A 19,971-nucleotide genomic window follows, 5' to 3' on the forward strand; every position below is an offset into this window, starting at 1 on the left:
CCTCGTGAAAACTTCTTTACCACAAAACAGATGTTTTGTATACTCAAAGATTTGTTTTTTTTCAATATGTTCGCCTTTTTGCAAAAAGTCCTTGTCAAAAAGTGAACGTGGTTCAAGAATTAGTGAAAATTCAAACACCGAGATACTTAGATGGCAATTACGCGAAATATTTATAAATGGGGAAGTGCTGAAGTCGAGCATTCCTTACCATCACATACCAGATCCTTTATCGAATCGCAATTCAATGTAAGTTCCGATTTTAAGGCTGCCTTTCCAAAAGGGGTTTCGGAAATCAAACCTTTGCGGAAATCAAAACTTTCCACAAGCGCGATTGCAAAGTTTAAAAAAATCTTAGGAGCGGGCTCCTTTCAACTTGATCCGTTGGATCGGGCAAAACATTCGATCGGTAAGTTTTATACCGAAATTTATAACGCGCGATTTGGTAAGTTTGAAGATGTTGCGGAAGCAGTTGCTTATCCCAAATCAGAAGAAGAAGTGCAAAAATTGGTTTCACTTGCTAATGAGTTGAAACTTCCGATTATACCCTTCGGTGCGGGCTCCAGTGTAACGAAGGCATTGCAAGCACCTAATGGCGGTATATCGATCGATCTTTCCAAATTGGATAAAGTGATCGAATTCAATGCGGTAGACAGTACTGTTACTGTCGAAGCAGGAATCAAAGGACCCGTTTTGGAAGCTTTTCTGAATGAGAAAGGTTACACATGCGGACATTTCCCCCAATCTTTTGAATTTTCAACCGTAGGTGGTTGGATTGCTGCGAAAGGTGCCGGACAAGCATCCACAGGTTACGGCAAGATGGAAGACATATTGCTTGCGCTAACGGCAATTACACCAAGCGGAAAAATCGAAAGCAAACCTTATCCAGCCGCGTCTATCGGTCCGGATGTGTTTAAATTCTTTTTAGGCAGTGAGGGGGTTTTCGGTGTCATCACAAAGGCTACTTTGAAGATTCGCAAATTTGATCCTAAAAATTCCACCAAAGGTTCATTTATATTCAAAGATTTTCAATCTGCCGTGGAAACAATGAGAGAAGTTATGCAAGGTGGATTCGGCAAACCTCATTTCTTTCGTATTCAAGATCCGGAAGAAACGGATATCTCTTTTAAAATGAGTGGAGTCGAAGGTAGTTTCGCCGACAAAGCTTTGAATTTTCTAGGTTATAAACCAAACGGTCGTTCTTTGATGCATATCATTGTTGACGGTGACCCAGATTATAGTGCATTCGTTTTCAAAAAAATTAAAAACATAGCAAAGAAACGAGGTGGGTTCTCCACAGGATCTTCTCCCGTTCAAAAATGGCTGGATCAGAGATATTCCAGTGCTTATTTGAGAGACTCTCTTATGGATGAAGGAGTTCGGATCGATACTTTGGAGACTGCTGTCACCTGGTCTGAGTTATATGGTCTTTGGGACAATACCAGGAAATATATCAAAAGTTTCCCGAACACTTCCTGTATGGTTCACATCTCTCATGCTTACGAAAATGGAGCTAACCTGTATTTTATTTTTCTAAGTCCGATGGATGTGAAAAATGAAATAGGTTCTTTCACTTCTTTCCACAAAGGAATTATCGATACCATTCATAAAAACGGCGGTTCTCTTTCGCATCATCATGGCATAGGTAGAATGCTGGCGCCTTGGATGAAATCCGAAGTAGGGGAATCCACGATTCAAACTTTGACTGCTGTTAAGAAGTCATTGGATCCTAAAGGAATCATGAATCCGGGTGGTACATTAGGTTTAAAATAGATGGGAGTATCCGAACGTAAAAAAAGGGAGTTCGAGAGGAGAGAATTAAATATTCTCGCAACCGCGATCGGACTTTTTCAGATCAATCATCCGTCTTCGGTTAAGATGGATGATATAGCCAAACAACTTGAAATCGGGAGAGGGACCATATATCTCCATTTTAAAAGTAAAGATGATCTGATGGCTAGGATTCAATACGAAGATTATCTTCGTCTTCGGGAAAGATTGGAAGTTGCGTTAAAGGAACCGACCGGGTTGGAAATGGCACGGAGGGCCGTTCGTGCTTACGTAGAACATTGTTTAGGTGATAAAAATATGTATCTTGTTGCAAAACAATGCGGTGATAGTATGAACTTGAATAATGTTTCGGAAGAAATGAGAGAGAAACTATTTCATGAACGTAGCAATCGGCTTACAGTACTCGAAAAAATATATAAGCAGGCAAGGGCGGAAAATCTGATTAATAGCAAAGGCGCTTACCCCAACGTAGCCGTAGCATGGGGAATGATTCGGGGTGCCGTTGAGGTTTTATTAGACGGTCATTTTTTAAAAGAAATCAAAAGTGAAAAATCATATATAGAGACTTTGGAACATGTTTTATTTTTCGGTTTGTTCTCTCCTAATTCAAATACAAAAGGCGAATCCGTATGAAAATGAAGATCATCTTGAATCCTGTTTCCGGCGGCGGTATATCAGGTAAGGTTTGGAAAAAAGTTAAGTCGGAGTTGGACAAACAAAAGATTGAATACGATTTTGAAGAAACTACTCCCTCTTTGACGGCGGGCCAGATCGCATCCAAATCAATTAAAGCGGGCCAAAATTGGATCGTGGGAATAGGGGGGGACGGAACCCTTTCCAACATTGTAAACGGATTTTTTGAAAATGGCAAATTGATTTCCAAAGATGCCGTTTTCAGTCCGATCCCTGCGGGAAGAGGAAATGATTTTATCAAAACTCTTCGTGTGAATAAAAAGCCGTCAGAGGCCCTCAAACAGATATTAAACGGTAAAATCAGAAAGATCGATGTGATCGAAACTACGTATACCAAAGAAGACAAATCAACCGGAAAGTATATGAGTATCAACCTAGCCGATTTCGGAATGGGAGGAGAAGTTGTTTATCGGGTCAATCGTTCCAAACTGGCCAATTTTATCGGAGGTAAAGGAGTCTTTTTTCTATACACTCTAGTTTGCCTCCTTACGTATAAGAACAAAAAAGTACATTTGAAAATCAATAACAAAGAAACGATTGATTGCACTAGCAGAATCATTGTTTGCGCGAACGGAGAATATGCTGGTGGAGGGATGTGGTTTGCACCTAAAGCAAAGCTAGAGGACGGTCTTTTTGATCTTCTTATCATCGAAGACATAGGTCGTTTGGAAACTTTGGCAAAATTTGGAAAACTATACAAAGGCCAGGCGGAAGGACAGCCAAAGATCATTTCCAGAACAGCTTTCAGTCTGGAAGCTAGCTCGGAAGAGGATATTTTCATTGATGTGGATGGTGAAAATATGGGTCAATTGCCGGCAAGTTTCAAAATCATCCCGTCCATTATCTCTGTTAAATGTTAGGAAGGAATCATTGGTTAATGTGAACTCTAAGAAGAATAGACTCGATGCCCTTGGGGATGAAGAATATGATATCGTCGTTATCGGTGGCGGTATTACAGGTGCCAATGTTCTCTGGGATGCCAGTTTAAGAGGATACAAGGTTTTATTACTCGAAAAAAACGATTATGCTTCCGGCACTACGCAAGCTACTTCCAAGCTGATTCACGGAGGACTGCGTTATTTAAAAAATTTAGAATTCGGTTTGGTTCGGGAATCTTTGAGAGAAAGAAGAATCCTTGCAAAAATTTCACCACATGCTGTCCGTACTTTGGGATTTATTGTCCCGCTTTATTCGCATACAGCCCGTTATATTTTGAAAGCGGGTATGGAATTATACAATTTACTTTCTTATGATAGAAACTTCGACATCAGTCCTGATCGTTTTATCCCGCGTTATCATTGGAATTCTCTTGCTGAAACAATTTATAAAACTCCCTCTGCGAATAGGGAAGGACTGATAGGTTCTTATCAATATTATGATTATGCAAATATAAATCCCGAACGACATACTTCCGAGTTTATTTCTTCCGCCAAAGAACGCGGCGGCCAGGCTTTCAATTATGCGGAAGTCAAATTCATCAGAAAACAAAACAAAGCGGGTTATATTATCGGAGTTCATGATAAAGTGACAGGTAAGGAAAAAACGATTCTTTGTAAGACGGTAGTCAATAGTGCCGGACCTTGGGCGGATTTGATAGAATCTATTGCTGGTGTTACTCATGAAAAAAACCTGGTTCGATCCAAAGGGATCCATGCTGTCGTTCGAAATATCTGTAGTAAAGAATGTATCATCTTACAAAAGAAAGACGGCTCACATCTGTTTGTAATCCCTTGGAGAAATAAAACCATTATAGGGACTACGGATACGAAGTACGACGATGATCCGAATCAGTTCACCGTGAAAGAGTCCGAAATTCTCGATTTGTTGGAAGAAGTAAACCGTAGTTTCGGATTGTCTACGTTGACTTTGAAAGATGTTGATTATTATTACGGAGGACTTCGACCTCTTGTGGAAGATCCTACTGAGAAATCGGAAACTTATTCCGCATCCAGAAAATCGGAAATCATGCATTACGCAGGAGAAGGATTCCCTGGATTCTTTTCTGCGTTAGGTGGCAAGTATACTACTAGTCGCTCAGTAGCCGAATCTTTAGTCGATCAGATTGCGGATTATCTGCCGAAACCCGTCAGACCATGTTCCACTCATTTGGAACCGTTGCTCGGGGGGCATTACGATGACTTGAAATCGCTCACTTCCGAGTTGGAAAAAAAATTTCCCAAAGCGGACGGATTAAAAATCGAACAGATCGCTAATCGTTACGGTTCATTGGCTTATAAAATCTTACAAAATAAACCCGGTGTCAATTTCCAATTGGCCAATGGGGAGTGGATTTTTGAAGAAGAGATATTCCATATTTTGGAAAATGATGATATCGTATCAGCAACGGATTTTTATTTCAGAAGATCCGGTGTAGGTACAGTAGGAGCATTGAACTCGAAAGACAATCAATTATTACTTGCCCGAATCGCCAAACAACTGTCTTGGGATAAAAAGAAAATCACGTTAGAAACAAAACTGGTGGATCAAAGATATATTTGGGCTAAAGGATAAGTGGCACGCGTTAAATTAGAACTACCCGAAGTTTGGCATTTTTCCACGATCATTAACATTCGGATCGGAGATATCAATTTTGCCGGACATCTTGCTCATGATGCGATTCTTTCTCTTGTTCATGAATCGAGAGCACTTCTTTTCCATGATAACGGTTGGGGAGAATTGGATGTGGAGGGAAAGGGTATCGTAGTCGCGGATGTGGTGATTACTTATTCAAACGAAGCATTCTTTCGGGATATTTTACGATTTGATTTGTCCGTGACTGAATTTACCAAAAAAGGTTGTGATATCTATTATCGGATCATAAGAGTAGGGGACGAGAAAGAAATTGCCCGGGCCAAAACAGGGATTGTTTTTTTCGATTATGAGCATAGAAAACCTGCCGAAGTACCTTCCGGTTTTTCAAAAAGATTTATTTAATATGATTTTGCACTAGTTGTAAGATTTTATCTTCTTCCTCTTCATATAAAATCTTCGATTGTGCTTTTTCTAGAATGTTTCCCAGACGAACGGTTTGGTTGGGGGATTTGTTGGCTTCATTCCAAATACGAAGTCCCCAATGCCCGAATTCGGCAGTGAGCCATTTTTTCAACTGAGTTTTCATTTCATAATTTTTATCTTTTCTTTTCGTATAACTTAAGATAAAGGAAAGCAATTCCTTCACTCCTGTCCGTTTGACAACAGAGGTTTTGAAAATGGGAGGAAGGTTTTGATCCGGGAGTATATCTTTGATAAACTCAAGGGTAGTTTGCAACATATAATAGCTGGAGTTGGCTAGTGACTCCTCATCGCATTTATTGATGATAAACGCATCAGGTACTTCCATGATTCCGCTTTTCATAAATTGTACCTGATCACCGCCTAATGGTTGCATAACAAGGAAGGATATGTCCGAAATTAGGGAGACGGCAATCTCATTCTGTCCGATTCCCACTGTTTCGACAAAAACATAATCGAATATATTTCTTAAAAAACGGATCACATGATAAGTATACGGATTTAACCCGCCCAATTCCAGTTGCGACGGCTGTGATCTGAAATAGATTCTATTTTCCCTACGAGGCAATACCACTCTCGTTCTGTCTCCCAGAATCGAACCTCCGCTGATATTGGAAGAAGGGTCGATGGCCACAATCGCCATTTTTTTGTTAGGCGCCATGGATATGAAATCTTTACAAATCTCTCCAAGCAAAGAGGATTTTCCCGCACCGGGAGTTCCTGTGATTCCGATAGTAAGCCCTTCTTCTTTTCCCTGATTTCTTTTTGTAAGCTCGGAAAATAACTGTTTTCTAAATTCCAGATTTTCCTTCGTTTCGATTTTTGAAATGATTTGTGCGATCGGGTATTTTTCCCCTAAATATGCGGAGTCTATCAGTTCTAGTAATTCTTTTTCCATTACGTTCCCGTATAATCTATCACAACCCAAGTGATATCGTCTTCAAACTGATCTTTATTTGAGAATTTTTTCAGACTCTCAATCAATCTTAAAGAAAGAGATACCAGGGGTTTTTCTTTATTATGAATCAAAAATTTTTTCCATTCCGTATTTTCGTAAGGAATCCCTGCTTCATTCTCCGCTTCCGTGATTCCATCGGTGAATAAAATGATTCTATCCCCTTTGACCAAAGAGAATTCACCTTCTTCGAAAGGCTTTTTCTTGAAATCATAATTGATTCCGAGGGGAGCTCCTTTTGTGCTTAGTTCAATGAATTCCTCCGTAGAACGGCGGTGGATTAAAATAGGAGGATGGCCTGCACTTGCATATCGGATCAATGCTTTTTCAGGATACAATCTTAGAATCACTGCGGTAGCGAACATCCCGTTTGCTCCCCGTTCGGCGACTGCTTGGTCCATAATTCTTAGAATTTCGGACAAGTTGTAATTGAATTGGTTCGTATACTGGGTCGTCATCTTTAAAATGGACGCTATAAACGCTCCGGGCACTCCATGCCCTGACACGTCCGCCATAAAAAAGTCGCAGTAGTCTTTCATCTCATTGAAGTCGTAATAATCCCCGCCTACTTTATCCAAAGGCTCATAAGTACTGTGAATCAGATAACCCGGGATAGACGGTGCATTTGTTGGAAGGAGCTTTTTTTGGATCAACCTTGCGATGTCCAATTCTCTTTCGATGGTCTTGTTGCGTTGTTTAAGTAAATTATGGTATCTTCTGATTTCGAGTGCGGTATTGACTCTTGCGAATAGTTCTTCTATATTAAAGTTTTTCGGTAGATAATCATTGGCACCGAGTTGAAATCCTCTTACTATGTCATCCGAACCTTGCATGGCGGTCACAAGGATGACGGGGAGTTCTACTTGTGTGAGTTTGGAACGGATGATTTGTAAAACTTCCAAACCGTCCATCTCCGGCATAATGATATCGAGTAGTATTAAGTCAGGTTTCCAGGAATCTATTTTTTCCAGAGCGAGTTTGCCGTTGTCCGCTTCGTCGACCTGATAGTTGTTTTTTTTGAGAATATGAGTAATCATCTTGCGGTTGAGTTGGTTGTCCTCAACCACAAGAATTTTAAACTCGTTGTGGTTCACGATGTTTTAAGCGAGAGCAGGTTCGGTAGAAATAATATCGATCACTTTGTTCATGATAGACATTAGATCATAATCTTTAGGCGTAAAGATCTCCTTGATCCCCATTGTTTTTAGTTCATCAAAATCGGATTCCGGAATAATTCCTCCGATCACAACAGGAATCTTCGCCTTATAGTGGGCAAGTTCGTCAAACAGTTGTTGTACGATTTCCTTGTGGGAACCGGAAAGAATCGAGATACCGATTACATCTGCGTTTTCTTCCACAGCAGATTGAACGATGTCTTCCGGGGAAAGCCGTATTCCGGAATAAATTACATCGAAGCCGGCATGTTTTGCAGATACTGCAATCATTTCCGCACCATTGGAATGCCCGTCAAGTCCCGGTTTGCCTACTACGATCTTCGGTCTATGTCCCCGCGTTTTTGTAAAAGTTTCCACTTTGGAACGGACGTTCACTACCTTGTCTTCCGATAAGAACAATTTCTGACCCTCCACACCGGTAGGAGGGTTGTATTCTCCGTAAACTTCCCGAAGTGCATCCGCCCATTCCCCTGTGGTTACAAGAGCTTTCGCACATGCTACCGAATAAGGCATTAGATTTTTTCCGTCTTTCGCGGCTTGTTTCAGATCTTCCAATGTTTTGTTTGCGAGTGCGGAATCTCTTCTTGTTTTTGCTTCCGCAAGAACACCTAGTGTTTGTTCGGCTGACTTGGGATCGACTTTAAACACACCTCCGTCCGCGTCTGTCATCAGAGGAGATTTGATTCCTTCGGTCCAACGGTTCTTTCCTACGATGATGAGTTCATTGGAATTGATTTTAGAAAGCCTTTCCGTTTGGGATTTTACCAATTGGGATTTCATATAACCGTTTTCGATGGCAACGAGCGCTCCTCCCATATCCAGAATCTTTTGAATTTCAAGTCTGGCTTGTTCTTTCAGAGCGTTTACTTTCGCTTCGACTACTTTGGATCCGTCGAATAAGTCTGGGTATTCCAGTAGATCCGTTTCATAGGCAAGAATTTGTTGCAAACGAAGAGACCATTGTTGATCCCAAGGACGTGGAAGTGAAAGTGCTTCGTTCCAAGCGGGAAGTTGCAAAGCTCTGCAACGCGCCTTTCTGGAAATAGTAACACCGATTGCTTCGATGAGAATCCGCCATGCATTGTTTTCCGGTTGTTCTTCGGTTAACCCGAGTGAGTTGACCTGAACTCCATATCGGAAAACCCGATATTTTTTATTTTTAACTTTATAACGTTCTACTGTGATCTCTTCCCACATTTCGGAGAATGCACGCATCTTGCACATCTCTTCCACAAAACGAATCCCTGCGTTTACGAAGAAGGAAATTCTTCCTACGCATTGTTCGAATTCTTCATCTGTGAAACAGTTTCTTTCTTTGATGGAATCCAATACCGCAATCGCAGTTGCTAATGCAAAGGAAAGTTCTTGCACGGGTGTCGCGCCTGCTTCCTGCAAATGATAAGAACAAATATTCGAAGGATTCCATTTCGGAATATTATGAAGACAATACTCATACATATCCACAATGATCTTCATGGAAGATCCGGGAGGATAAATGTAAGTTCCTCGAGCCAGATATTCTTTGATCAAATCGTTCTGAGTGGTTCCATTCAATTTCTCTAATGGAACTCCTCTTTCTTCCGCCAAGGCAACGTAAAGTGACAGAAGCCACATGGATGTTCCGTTGATCGTCATGGAAGTGTTCATTTCTTCAATGGGGATCTGGTCAAAAAGGATTCGAAAATCCTCAAGTGAATTGATGGGAACTCCTACTTTACCGATTTCTGGTTTGGAAACAGGATGATCCGAACTATAACCACATTGAGTAGGTAGGTCAAAAGCGATCGAGAGTCCAGTCTGTCCTTTGGATAGGTTTTTGCGGTAAAGCTCATTGGAGGCTTTTGCATTGGTGTGACCTGCGTAGGTTCTAAAAATCCATGGTTTGTCAGGATTAACCTGACCTTTTTCATCATGGAGGAGATAATCTTTTTTCTCCGTGGACATTTCGTGCCTCTTTTACTGAAATTCTAAGTATAAAGCAAAATATTCTGGAATATTTTCACCTAAAATTTATGAAAGGACAAGGCTATTTTCTTGTCCATCTGATAATGCGCGAACCAAAACCATTCCAACTACTTCCCTTCCTTTTGAGTGTTTTGCTTCTATCTATCGGATTCACTGTCTTCTCCCTGTTTCGCCCTTTTCCGTTGGAAGAGACAGAATGGGAGTTTTTGGCAAATTTACGGGCGCTTACGGAAGAGGGTGGGTTTTATTCCGCTCAGGAGCCTCTTCCTTTCCTGATTTTGGTATTTTGGAAAAAAATCACCGGGCTCAATTATATTCCCGCATTTCTCTCGTTAGCTTCTCTATTTTACAGTTTATTCCTTCATTTGTTTTTACTTCTGCTCAGAAGGGAAGCTTGGAATCGCAATCATTACCTCTTTACTTTTTTAGCGGGATTTTTGCCTTACTCTTACGGGTTCCCGACATCGCATTTCCCGGAAACGGTTTGTTTGGTATTTATTCTTTTGGTGTTTTTGACTTTTCGATTTGAAAAGATCTCCGATTTGGTCGTCTTCCCGACACTTACCTTACTTGCTTTCTTTTCCAGCTTCACTATGTTCTATTTGGGATTTTCCTTCTTTGTAATCTTCAGTACAATCAGAGGAGCGAGAAAGCAAGCGCAAAGAACATCCGTGTTTTATAAAAAAAGAAACGTTCCTTTCATTTTTCTCTGGTCGTACCTTGGATTTTTATTCATCAGTTTATTCTTAATTTCTTATTTCGATTTTTTCGGAAAGGAATCCATCTCTTATTTATTTTCCCAGTGGATCGGGGAAACCAAACAAATCATTCTACCGGTAATTCTGATCAGTGCAGGACATATTCTTCTGAAAACGGAAAAGGAGCTCAATACTTATACCGCTTCCGTGATTACGGTCATACTCATTGGTGTTTCCATATTTTTCATTTATCGTGACTTGACAAAAACCGAAAAAGAACCTTGGGATCTTCGCATTGGTAGCCTAACAAAAGCATATGGTCAAGCTGCGATTTTAAAATCGGATCCACTTTATTTACAAAAAGAATTTTCATACGCTCTCTATTTCGCAACGGAAACCAAAACAAAGTTCTATAAGACAGCAGAAATCAGTCCTAAAAGTTTTATTTACGTGACAGGCATTTGGCCGCAAGACGTACTACTCATTCAGAAATCACTTCTTGGTAAAAGGGGAGGTAGGCTTCCCGGATTAGTTCCTTTGGGAGACGATGCCATCCTCATCCAAAAATCCTTACTCAATCAGATCAAATCTTCCAAAAGCTTGGACTTTCTTTCAAAAAAAGTGAACGACCATTGGGAAACGTTCCCGGTGATTTCTCTTTACGATTCTTATCTCAAAAGTATGCAAAATCGATTTGGTTTTCTGTCCTTTTTTTAGGCCCAATAGGCTAATGTTTTTCTTTTTTCGTCTGATATAAGTAAGTAGAAAGACGAAATGAACCTCTCCCCCGGCTTAACAGATCTACTGTCTTTGCAAATAGATTCCGCGTTGGAATTGAACGGAGAAGGTATATGGTTTGAAAATGAGAGCCTTCCCAAAGGGAAATTTTTTGACCAAATCAAATCGTCTTCCGGTCAACCGATCTACCTGGATTGGGAAGATGCCTATAAAAATGAATTTTTTTATCATTTGAAAAACCTAAAAACAAAGGGAAATTCCACAAAATGGTTTTATTTCGGAACGGCTCAGAATGAAGAAACTTCTTTTCTGTTGAATCTTTGTCGGGTCGAAGATTCCGATAAACTGATTCTTTTTGCAACAATAGTCCCGCTCTCCGCTTTTTCCCATGTTCGGGACAAACTAACTTTAAGTATCAGCGATCAAATCCAGGAGAGTGAGGAAAAATTCAGGAAAACGTTTTATAACTCCTCGATAGGTATCGCGCTTGTTTCACCTAACGGAAATTGGATGGATGTGAACGATGCCGTTTGCGTTATGTTAGGTTATTCGGGCGAGGAGCTGAGAGAACTTACTTTTCAGGATATCACTCATCCGGAAGATTTGGATGGTGATTTGGAGCTGCTCGGACAAACTTTAAGAGGGGAAATGTCCTCTTATAATTTGGAAAAAAGATACATTCACAAAAACGGAAAAATCGTTCATGCATTACTATCCGTTTCTTTGGTCCGTTCTTCATCGGGAGAACCCAAGTTTTTCATTTCTCAGCTGATCAATATGACTGAAACCAAAGAATTGTTTTTGGATTTGGAAAGAAAGAACCGGCTTTTGGAAGTTACATCTTCCGACTTGGAAAAGAAAATCGATCAACTGGAAGAATTCAACCGTATTGTAGCGCATAATTTGCGCGGTTCGATAGGGAATGTAGTCTCGCTTGTCGCCTTACTTAAAGAAGGTGGACAAGATGTCGATCCTGTCGAAGTTATCGGACTTTTGGATGATTCCGGCCGGGCCGTACTTGAAAATCTTCAAACATTGATGAAGGTGTTGGAAGTAAGAGCCAACCATGGGGTGGAGTTTGAAGAATTGAATTTTCAAAAAACACTTCAATCCGTTCTTTCCATTCTCTCGGGAAATATCCGTAACAAACGGGCTAAAATCTCTTATGATTTTCAGATACCTTCCGTATTTTATCCGAAAGTTTATTTGGAGAGTATATTTTACAATCTTTTGGACAATGCATTGAAATATTCACATCCCGGTACGGAACTGAAAATAAGTATCAGTACTTATATGGAAAATGACAAAACGGTCCTTTCCGTAAAGGATAACGGGCTTGGTATTAATTTGAAACTCTATGGCGATCAAATTTTTAAATATAAGAAAATCTTTCATAGAGGATTTGAAAGTAATGGGGTAGGTTTGTTTATGACTAAAAATCAAATAGAGACTTTCGGCGGTTCTATAGACGTACAAAGTACCGTAGGGGAAGGTTCCACCTTCACGGTATCATTCATATGATAGCCGTAGGTGAAGATAAAAAAATCAATATCATCAGCATCATTGATGATGATATCGTATACCAAGTACTTGCCAGTAAGATCATCCGTTCGACGGAGCTTGTTTCCGAAATCATGCAGTTTTATGATGGAGAGGAAGCTTTGGACTATTTTCAGAAAAATGTGGAAAATAGTTCCGCCTGGCCTGAAATTATATTCTTGGATTTGAATATGCCTTATATGGACGGGTGGCAATTCCTGAAAGAATTTGCGGAAAGAGGATTTCACGGCAAAGGATTATCCACTATTTATATAGTTTCTTCTTCGAATAGTGAGATAGACAAACAGAAAGCGAAAGAGTTTTCCGAGGTGACGGGATATTACATTAAACCGGTGTTAAAGGAAGATTATTTGAAAATCTTCGGTGACCACCTGAGATCATACTGAGTTTGAAAATTTTTTATAATATTTTTTAACCTTATTCACATAATCCTGTGTTTCCGAATAAGGTGGGATCCCTTTGTGTTTTTTGACAGCCCCAGGTCCCGCATTATAAGCAGCGATCGCTTCTTCCGTTTTTCCGAATCTTTCCAACATATCTCCTAAGTAATTGATCCCTCCGCTTAGATTGTCGTAGGGGTTCATAGGATCGTCTACACCCAACATATCGGCGGTTTTTGGCATCAATTGCATGAGTCCCATGGCACCTTTAGGAGAGACTGCGTTGGTTTTGAAATTGGATTCGGCTTTGACTACTGCCTTAACCAGATTGGGATCTACTCCCCGATCCATGGCTGTTTTTTCCAAAAAAGACATCAGATCGTTAGTGCCGCTTTGCCCGGGCCTATGGTGTTTTTGGTGCAACGAAATGGAGTCTTCCTTGGGAAAGGGAAGATGGATTCCTTCTACGGAAGAGGGGGTTTCTTTGGGAATTCCCGAATTGCCTTCCAGACCGGATTGTTTTCCTTTCCATTCCCTTTCTAAGAGTTCCGGGAAAGAAATAACCGAACTTGGATTTTCCGTTATCTTCTCCAGTTCTTGGATCCGTGAGAATAGGGATTGGAGAGAAGGTAGATTTTGAATTTCCATCTACATTCTCATTCGTCCGGATTTCAGAAATCCTGAAGCAAAAATTATGTCTCTTTAATTTTTTCCCCTATTGATCCTTACCTTTTTCCACAAAAACCGGCAAAGAGATTTGATAGCGGATGGCTGCCAAACGAACCACGAAAGTGATGAAAACCCCTCCGCCGAAACTTAAGATCGAATTGAAGTCGAGTAGACTTGCCGCCAGATAGAAACTTGCCCCTAAAAATGCTGCCGTTGCGTAGAGATGGATTTCCTTTCGGAAAACCATTGGGATCTGGCCTACGAATACATCGCGTAACAAACCACCTACGGTGCCGGTTACGACTCCCATTGTAACTGTGATCAAAGGTTTGTTTGTGATTAAGAATGTTTTTTCGGCACCGATAATCGCAAATAATGCAAGCGCTGCCGCATCCGCGATTAGAAAGATCGGATCCGGAAGGAGTTTTCTCTTTCTGGAAACAAAAAATGCGATCAAAGCCGTTAAAAGACTCACTACTAAGAATGTTTCGTCTTCCACCCAAAAAATCGGATAAGACCCGAGAATAACGTCCCTTACCGTTCCACCACCAAACGCAGTAACGGCGGAAAGTACGATCACACCGAATAAGTCGATTTGTTTTCCCCGGGCGGCAAGCACTCCGCTGAACGCTGCTATGGCAACACCTAATAGTTCAAAGCTATATAACACGATTCTCTTTGGTAACTATTTCAAATCAAGGTTGATGCGAAAGAATTTAAAATAGCCGCCAAAGTTTTCGGTTGGCTGAGCATCGGCAAATGACCTGATTCCAAATCTATGATATGGTCGGGAGAAAGATGGGAAATCATCCGATTTTGGGTGGGCATGTCGAATTCCTTATCATTTTCCAGCCTTATGTAAAGCCTGGACACATTCGGCAATTTTGCATTGGTCCGGGAAAAATAAAGATCTTCGGATTCAGGAGAGTAATTTTCTATAATTTCTTCGGTTTGCTCCGGAGTCAGGTCTTCGCATAATCCATGTTTAATTGACATCTCGGGAGGAAGAGTTCCGAACAATTTCATAACGATACTGATGATGATTTTGTTCGGATAGGGGAGAGCTGAGACAAAAGAACCTCCTTCTTTGGGAATGGAGGCACTGATTCCGATAAATCCGTTCATTCTGTCTTTGAATTCTTCCGCAAGCTTTAATCCAAGGACTCCTCCTATGGAATGCGCTACGATCACCAATTTGGATTTCGGGTGGGAACCGGTCTCTATTTGTTTTTTTAAAGAGGAAATATAATCTTCAAATTTAAGCTTTGCTGTGCTTTCATGTTTTGAATCGTTTCGTTTGTTTCGATTCGGAAATTCCAATGCTAATGTGGGGTATTTCAATCTGGAAATCACATCTCTCCAAATCCAGGCACCGAGTCCGGCGCCGTGAATCAATATGAATTGTGTATCCTGTTGCATGAGTTTTCGCCTTAATGAACGAATTATAATTCGGTTACATTCCGTGCGTAAACAATATAAAGTGAAATCTAAATTGTAAAATGTTCCTTTGCGTCCTTATACCCTTTCTCCGTCAGCAATTCCGCTTGTTCCCGGGTAAAATTTAAAAAACTTCCCAATCCCAATAATTCTTTGGGGGCGATCACACGTATCTTGGTATCACCCAAACGGTTTCTGAAGCTCAGTAAAAATGCTTCGATAGGAGACATTTGTTTGGTAACTTCTTTTTGATACTCGATCCCTTGTTCTATATTTCGGTAAGAGCCGAGTAAGTACAATTCGTACAGTCTTTCCAATGCCTCGTCTTTGGTTCCCGGAGCTTCCATCGTTTGTGATCCGCCTACAGGAGAGAGCAGTACGACTATGATTTCAGTGGCTCCTCGTGTGATTGCAGGCAAGATCGGAGTATTTGCCATGATTCCTCCGTCCCAATGCGGTTCTCCGTCTACCATTTGCCAAGGGAAAAATAACGGAATGGCGCTGGAAGCAAGTATGTGTTCGATTTTGATTTCGGGATTTTCAAAAAATCTAAGTTCGGAGGTGAGTATATTGACTGCGGAGATTACTACTTTCATCTCTGAATCGTTTAGCGCGGAAAGATCCAGTTCTTCTTCTATCAATTTTCGCAAAGGCGCCGTGTCTGCGAGAGGGGCATATTTTTTCTTGAATAGTTCTTTGGCAGTATTTTTCCAAGAGTAACGCATCACCTTTTCTTTATCCAAATTCAACCAAAGGTCCGTTAGTAGTTTGCTATTCATTCCCGAGCCGATGGCGCAAGCGTTGATTGCACCCACTGATGTACCGCAAATGATATCCGGCTTCCAACCGACTTCTTCCAAATACCGCCAAACTCCTGCTTGGTAAGAGCCTCGTGCTCCTCCACCGGAAAGAATCAATGCTTTTTTATCCGACATCTTATTTTACCTTTAAAAAAATTCGTCTTGCTCCGGTGTATCTATCCGTCCACCATTTTTCATTCAGACTTTGTACAATCACCCCACGACTGGAAGATGCATGTGAAAATTCGCCCTTCCCCATAGATAGTCCTACATGAGTGATTTTATTCTGGTTAGGTGATGCTGAGAAAAATACCAAATCTCCTGCTTTCAAATCGGAACGATTGACCGAATCCCCGATTCGTGCTTGGTCGCTTGCCGATCTGGGAAGTAGTTTTCCCGGAACTCCCAACCGTTCATCGGTAAGCACGGATCTTGTAAAACCGGAACAATCCGTTCCTGATTTGGAAGATCCGCCGTATTGATAACGCGTACCGATCCAATCGGATACCACTGTTTCCAAATTACCCGAGGAAAGATAACGCCAATCTTTTTCTTCCGGAGTGTTTGTAATTCCAAGATCTTCCGCATTCAAATTGAGTTTGGGTCTTTCTCTGATCTCCAATTGGCCTAGTGACAAAAGTCCGGGATCTATGTTTTTGGCGGATACTTGCATCTGTTTGGTGAGTTTTTTGCCTGTCAATTTTCGTAAACTCAGTAAATCTTTTTGCAAAGAGGGGAGGCGGTATATAGTTTCTTTCGAGGAAAAATTTTCACTCAAACTAAGGATCAAGGAATTTAGTGTTTCATCTGACAACTGACTTGACTTAGGTGGAATTTTGGCGCTTAGATTTTTTAAATAAACATCGGTATCCAACTTTTCTCTTCTGGATAAAATCAAAAGTCTTCCCGCCAAAACTAATGTAAATCCGTCCCATTTTTTTTTCTGACTTTCGAATACCAGTCTGTCCCGAAACTCGGCAGGCAACTCCGCCTCTTCGACTTCCCTGAAAAATTTCGAAGTATAAAGAAACTCTTCATCCGATTTGAAACCGGAAATCAAAGGGAGAAGATCTTCATTTGATTCGAAAGCGATGCCCGCTTCCTCGCTCCCCACCATACGTACCAACGCATTTGCAAACTCGGCAGGACTTAAATTCTCCATCACCGCCCAAGGTAGAATTTTGGAAGTAAGGGCCTTTATTTCGGGGGAATTGGAACGATCACCTAACTTCTTTCTGACTTCATTGCGGATGAGTAATGTTTGTTGTTTGTTAAAATCGTCTTTTAACAGACCGGAAAAATCTTCCGAATAAATATTCGTTTTCGAAAGTAATAGAACCGAAATAAGAAAAAAAACTATTCTCCGTCTTTGCGTAAAAATTGGCATGAAATCTCCGGTTTTTTTAGTTCCATATTCTTCTCTTTAGTTTCGGCAGTTGTAAAGAAAGATCAAATGAAATGTATCCTGGTAAAACGGATCGTCTAAAAAAGAAATAGGATAGTCTAATAAAAAGTATCTGAAAAAGAATCGTGGTCATTCGTAAAATCCGGTAAAAATGTCCGAATTTTCGATTCGAATCTGAAAAAAAAATGAATCAGGGAACCGATACCGTCCGGCCCGGGTCGTATGTCGCAAAGAAGGAGAAAAAATCCGCAAATGATAACCATCAAAAATTTAAAAAAACCTTTCATCGCAATTCTCATTGCAGGTGTTAGCTTGGGTCTTTTGACAAACTGTGGCAAATTCAAAAGTTTTGAGAAAAGAGTGGAGTGGGTTGCAAATAAACTTACTTCCAAATTGGATCTGGATGATACTCAAAAAGCAAAATTGGATTCTATCAAAGCTGAATTGATTGCCAAACACAAAATCAACAAACCGAAACACGATACTTGGATCGCTGAAATCACTTCTCAGATCCGAAATGAAAAGATCGATACAAAGGTTTTGGATAAATTGCATACGGATCGTGAGGCACAGCATTTGGAGATGAGAAAATTCTTTCAAACCAAATTGATCGAATTTCATGCGGTTTTAAAACCGGAACAAAGAGCGAAGCTTGCTGATCTGATCACTGAATTCGCTAAGAAATACAGACCAGACGAAGAGTAAAAACTTGAATTTTCAGTCAAACGATCTTTCGGAACAAAGTTTCGAAACGATCGTAACAGAAACAAAGTTACTAGTTTTAAAAACGATCGGTGAGACTCTCATCGATCGTTTTGATGAAAGCACGGAAGATGTCCTGCAAGAAGTTTATTTCCGCGTTTTCAAAGCATTGAAAAAAAATCAATTTAAGGGAGAAGCCAAACTCTCCACCTGGATTTATACGATCGCAAAAAATGAATCCAATCGAATGAATGCAAAACGTATTCGGGAAGAAGAGAAGGCGAAGAAATACTTGAATAGCGAATTTTATATGGAATTAATCGAAGCACAAACGGAAAAGATCGAGACTTCATCTTTCATTTCTTCTATGTTGGATAGTGTTCCTCTTGTTTACAGAAAAGCGCTGTCTCTTTATCTGGAAGGCATGTCTATGGAAGAGATAGCAAAGGAAATGTCAGTCAAACAGGGAACGGTTAAGTCCCGTTTGTTTCGGGCAAAAACTTGGATTCGGGAAAACCTGATGGGGGAGGTGCCTTATGGAGCGTAAAAAAGTAAAACGTTGGGAAGAATTGGCGAACGATCGCTCTTTGGAAAAAAGAGTCACAACCCAAGTCACAAATCGTTTTAAAAAAGAAAAAAGACAAATCCGAACCGCAGTAGGTACTGTTTCGATTTTATTCTTACTGACAAATGCTCTCATCTTCAATGAACATTTACCGGTCTCCAACGATTTACCACATCATGTAAGCATGTTGGTAGATGAATGGGATACTGGTTACCTGGCCTACCTCGGCCAAGAAGAATAAATCTTATTTAGAATTGTATTTCGTAACCTAGATTGGTTTTGGTTTCGTATCTTCTTTCCAATACGGAAGAATAAGGTACTGCATCCAAACGATCCATAGTTGTTCGCAAGAAAAGCTGGTTGCCTTTTTTCTCCGGAAGTCCGTCTGCATCCGCTATGTTCTGTTTCGGGTGAAAGATAAATGCATCAAAAATATTCCAAATATAAAGAAGTGCGGTTGCACCACCAATGTATTGTACTTCTCTATAATGTTTTTCCACAGACTCTCTTTGCCCTTTGAAGGGGCTGACTTCGTTTGCAGTATAAGCCGAAAGAGGATCGGCAGGAGTTGTAGAGACTGTGTTTCCACCGAATGCTGCTCGAAGATAACCTGCTTCCGTATAAGGATTGTCCAGGTTGTTGTAATCGTTTTTGGCGTTGAGAAAAATCCGATTTCTATCGTATGTAAAAAACAGACCTACTGCTATGAGAGAAGGATAAAGAATGGCAGGAATCTTTCTCCCTTGTTTCCATTGACCCCAGCCAGGAAGTAGTGCGGATCTCCACACAGCTCCTCCACGAGTCAGATCTTTGCGGTTTGCCGCGTCCAGCTTCGCTTGTTCTTCCGCTTTCTTTTTGCGTTCTGCTTCTTCTTTTGCGTTTTGAGCCGCTAAGTCCTTGTCCGATTTTTCTTTGTCAGCAAGTTCTTTTTTGAGACGTTCCGCCTCTTCTTTTTCTTTTTTAAGGCGTTCTTTTTCTGCGTTGGCGAGTGCTTTTGCTTCTTCGGCTTTTCTTAATTTTTCTTCTTCGCCTTCAGCCAGGTGTTCTTTATAAACTACTTTGAGAATATCTGCTTTGGAAACGGTGGCAATACTTCCGTCTTCTTTTTTGACCTTGATCTTGTTTTGATCTTGTTCTACCACTTTCCCTTTGATGACCCCCCCTTTTTTCAAAAGGATATTTTCCGCAGAGAGGGATAGAACGGTAAATGCCGTTAGGAAAATGATTGTGGAAGTTTGTTTATAGTTGAGGATTGATTTCAAGTGACTCTCGGTATGATTCAGTATTACGTAACTATTATCTTGGTCGGACTAGCCTTACTTAAACTATTTCTTCCAATCATTCACCTTATTTGGGAGCAAGGCAAGAAGTTTTTTACAAGTCACGATCAAGTTGTCACGAACTTGCAAAAATCTTCCTACCCATGTTA

At 40.6% G+C, this 19,971-nt stretch carries 20 protein-coding genes; 11 read left to right on the forward strand and 9 right to left on the reverse strand.

Translation table 11 applies throughout. The features are described from left to right. The first annotated feature begins 150 nt into the window (after window positions 1-150). The 5 genes from DI077_RS18740 to DI077_RS18760 are packed head-to-tail and all read left to right on the forward strand — an operon-like array spanning window position 151 to window position 5,415. Window positions 151-1,770 (forward strand): FAD-binding oxidoreductase, encoded by a 1,620-nt coding sequence (locus DI077_RS18740; protein WP_109022412.1) that lies wholly within the window; start codon window positions 151-153, stop codon window positions 1,768-1,770. After that, entirely contained in the window at window positions 1,771-2,421 is a 651-nt protein-coding gene (locus DI077_RS18745) for a TetR/AcrR family transcriptional regulator (RefSeq protein ID WP_109022411.1), read from the forward strand. After that, complete coding sequence (locus DI077_RS18750) at window positions 2,418-3,341, forward strand: diacylglycerol/lipid kinase family protein (RefSeq protein ID WP_109022410.1); 924 nt, start codon at window positions 2,418-2,420, stop codon at window positions 3,339-3,341. The genes DI077_RS18745 and DI077_RS18750 overlap by 4 nt, the downstream gene beginning before the upstream one ends. After that, on the forward strand, window positions 3,271-4,992 hold the full coding sequence (locus DI077_RS18755) for a glycerol-3-phosphate dehydrogenase/oxidase (protein ID WP_109022409.1): 1,722 nt from the start codon (window positions 3,271-3,273) through the stop codon (window positions 4,990-4,992). Before DI077_RS18750 ends, DI077_RS18755 begins: the two co-directional genes overlap by 71 nt. Next, entirely contained in the window at window positions 4,993-5,415 is a 423-nt protein-coding gene (locus DI077_RS18760) for an acyl-CoA thioesterase (RefSeq protein WP_109022408.1), read from the forward strand. Here DI077_RS18760 and DI077_RS18765 read toward each other — a convergent pair. The 3 genes from DI077_RS18765 to DI077_RS18775 are packed head-to-tail and all read right to left on the reverse strand — an operon-like array spanning window position 5,408 to window position 9,567. Next, window positions 5,408-6,391 carry a P-loop NTPase family protein gene (locus DI077_RS18765; RefSeq protein WP_109022407.1) on the reverse strand — a complete coding sequence of 328 codons (984 nt, stop codon included), beginning with the start codon at window positions 6,389-6,391 and terminating at the stop codon, window positions 5,408-5,410. The two genes, DI077_RS18760 and DI077_RS18765, sit on opposite strands and share 8 nt — an antisense overlap. Next, on the reverse strand, window positions 6,391-7,542 hold the full coding sequence (locus DI077_RS18770; RefSeq protein WP_109022406.1) for a SpoIIE family protein phosphatase: 1,152 nt from the start codon (window positions 7,540-7,542) through the stop codon (window positions 6,391-6,393). The genes DI077_RS18765 and DI077_RS18770 overlap by 1 nt, the downstream gene beginning before the upstream one ends. A 6-nt stretch (window positions 7,543-7,548) precedes the next feature. Continuing rightward, entirely contained in the window at window positions 7,549-9,567 is a 2,019-nt protein-coding gene (locus tag DI077_RS18775) for a protein meaA (protein WP_109022405.1), read from the reverse strand. A 104-nt stretch (window positions 9,568-9,671) separates the two neighbouring features. Here DI077_RS18775 and DI077_RS18780 point away from each other — a divergent pair, with 104 nt between their 5' ends. Genes DI077_RS18780 through DI077_RS18790 form a run of 3 tightly spaced genes read left to right on the forward strand, consistent with a single transcriptional unit; the run spans window position 9,672 to window position 12,970 of the window. Beyond that, the gene (locus DI077_RS18780) at window positions 9,672-11,003 is read left to right on the forward strand and encodes a hypothetical protein (RefSeq protein WP_109022473.1); all 1,332 of its coding nucleotides are present in this window, start codon (window positions 9,672-9,674) and stop codon (window positions 11,001-11,003) included. Window positions 11,004-11,060: 57 nt separating this feature from the next. Next, window positions 11,061-12,545 (forward strand): sensor histidine kinase, encoded by a 1,485-nt coding sequence (locus DI077_RS18785; protein WP_109022404.1) that lies wholly within the window; start codon window positions 11,061-11,063, stop codon window positions 12,543-12,545. Continuing rightward, complete coding sequence (locus DI077_RS18790) at window positions 12,542-12,970, forward strand: response regulator (protein ID WP_109022403.1); 429 nt, start codon at window positions 12,542-12,544, stop codon at window positions 12,968-12,970. The genes DI077_RS18785 and DI077_RS18790 overlap by 4 nt, the downstream gene beginning before the upstream one ends. Here DI077_RS18790 and DI077_RS18795 read toward each other — a convergent pair. From DI077_RS18795 to DI077_RS18815, 5 genes are all read right to left on the reverse strand, one after another. Continuing rightward, window positions 12,962-13,612: a lytic transglycosylase domain-containing protein gene (locus tag DI077_RS18795; RefSeq protein WP_109022402.1), complete on the reverse strand. Its 651-nt coding sequence runs from the start codon at window positions 13,610-13,612 to the stop codon at window positions 12,962-12,964. The genes DI077_RS18790 and DI077_RS18795 overlap by 9 nt on opposite strands. A 67-nt stretch (window positions 13,613-13,679) precedes the next feature. After that, window positions 13,680-14,303: a trimeric intracellular cation channel family protein gene (locus DI077_RS18800; RefSeq protein ID WP_109022401.1), complete on the reverse strand. Its 624-nt coding sequence runs from the start codon at window positions 14,301-14,303 to the stop codon at window positions 13,680-13,682. A gap of 20 nt (window positions 14,304-14,323) precedes the next feature. Then, on the reverse strand, window positions 14,324-15,052 hold the full coding sequence (locus tag DI077_RS18805; protein ID WP_109022400.1) for an alpha/beta fold hydrolase: 729 nt from the start codon (window positions 15,050-15,052) through the stop codon (window positions 14,324-14,326). 68 nt (window positions 15,053-15,120) lie between these two features. Next, the gene (locus tag DI077_RS18810) at window positions 15,121-16,005 is read right to left on the reverse strand and encodes a patatin-like phospholipase family protein (protein ID WP_109022399.1); all 885 of its coding nucleotides are present in this window, start codon (window positions 16,003-16,005) and stop codon (window positions 15,121-15,123) included. A 1-nt stretch (window position 16,006) separates the two neighbouring features. Then, entirely contained in the window at window positions 16,007-17,257 is a 1,251-nt protein-coding gene (locus DI077_RS18815; RefSeq protein WP_109022398.1) for a C40 family peptidase, read from the reverse strand. Window positions 17,258-17,527: 270 nt separating this feature from the next. Between DI077_RS18815 and DI077_RS18820 the strand changes: the two genes are divergently transcribed. The 3 genes from DI077_RS18820 to DI077_RS18830 are packed head-to-tail and all read left to right on the forward strand — an operon-like array spanning window position 17,528 to window position 18,783. After that, window positions 17,528-17,980 (forward strand): Spy/CpxP family protein refolding chaperone, encoded by a 453-nt coding sequence (locus tag DI077_RS18820; protein WP_109022397.1) that lies wholly within the window; start codon window positions 17,528-17,530, stop codon window positions 17,978-17,980. A 4-nt stretch (window positions 17,981-17,984) separates the two neighbouring features. Further along, window positions 17,985-18,524, forward strand: a complete 540-nt coding sequence (locus DI077_RS18825; RefSeq protein WP_109022396.1) for an RNA polymerase sigma factor — start codon at window positions 17,985-17,987, stop codon at window positions 18,522-18,524. Next, the gene (locus DI077_RS18830; protein WP_109022395.1) at window positions 18,514-18,783 is read left to right on the forward strand and encodes a hypothetical protein; all 270 of its coding nucleotides are present in this window, start codon (window positions 18,514-18,516) and stop codon (window positions 18,781-18,783) included. The genes DI077_RS18825 and DI077_RS18830 overlap by 11 nt, the downstream gene beginning before the upstream one ends. Window positions 18,784-18,790: 7 nt before the next feature. Here the strand turns inward: DI077_RS18830 and DI077_RS18835 are convergent, their stop codons facing one another. Next, window positions 18,791-19,804, reverse strand: coding sequence for an LA_0442/LA_0875 N-terminal domain-containing protein (locus DI077_RS18835; protein WP_242935465.1), 1,014 nt, complete (start codon window positions 19,802-19,804; stop codon window positions 18,791-18,793). Window positions 19,805-19,971: the final 167 nt, after the last annotated feature.

Source organism: Leptospira kobayashii, from assembly GCF_003114835.2.
Lineage (GTDB): Bacteria > Spirochaetota > Leptospiria > Leptospirales > Leptospiraceae > Leptospira_A > Leptospira_A kobayashii.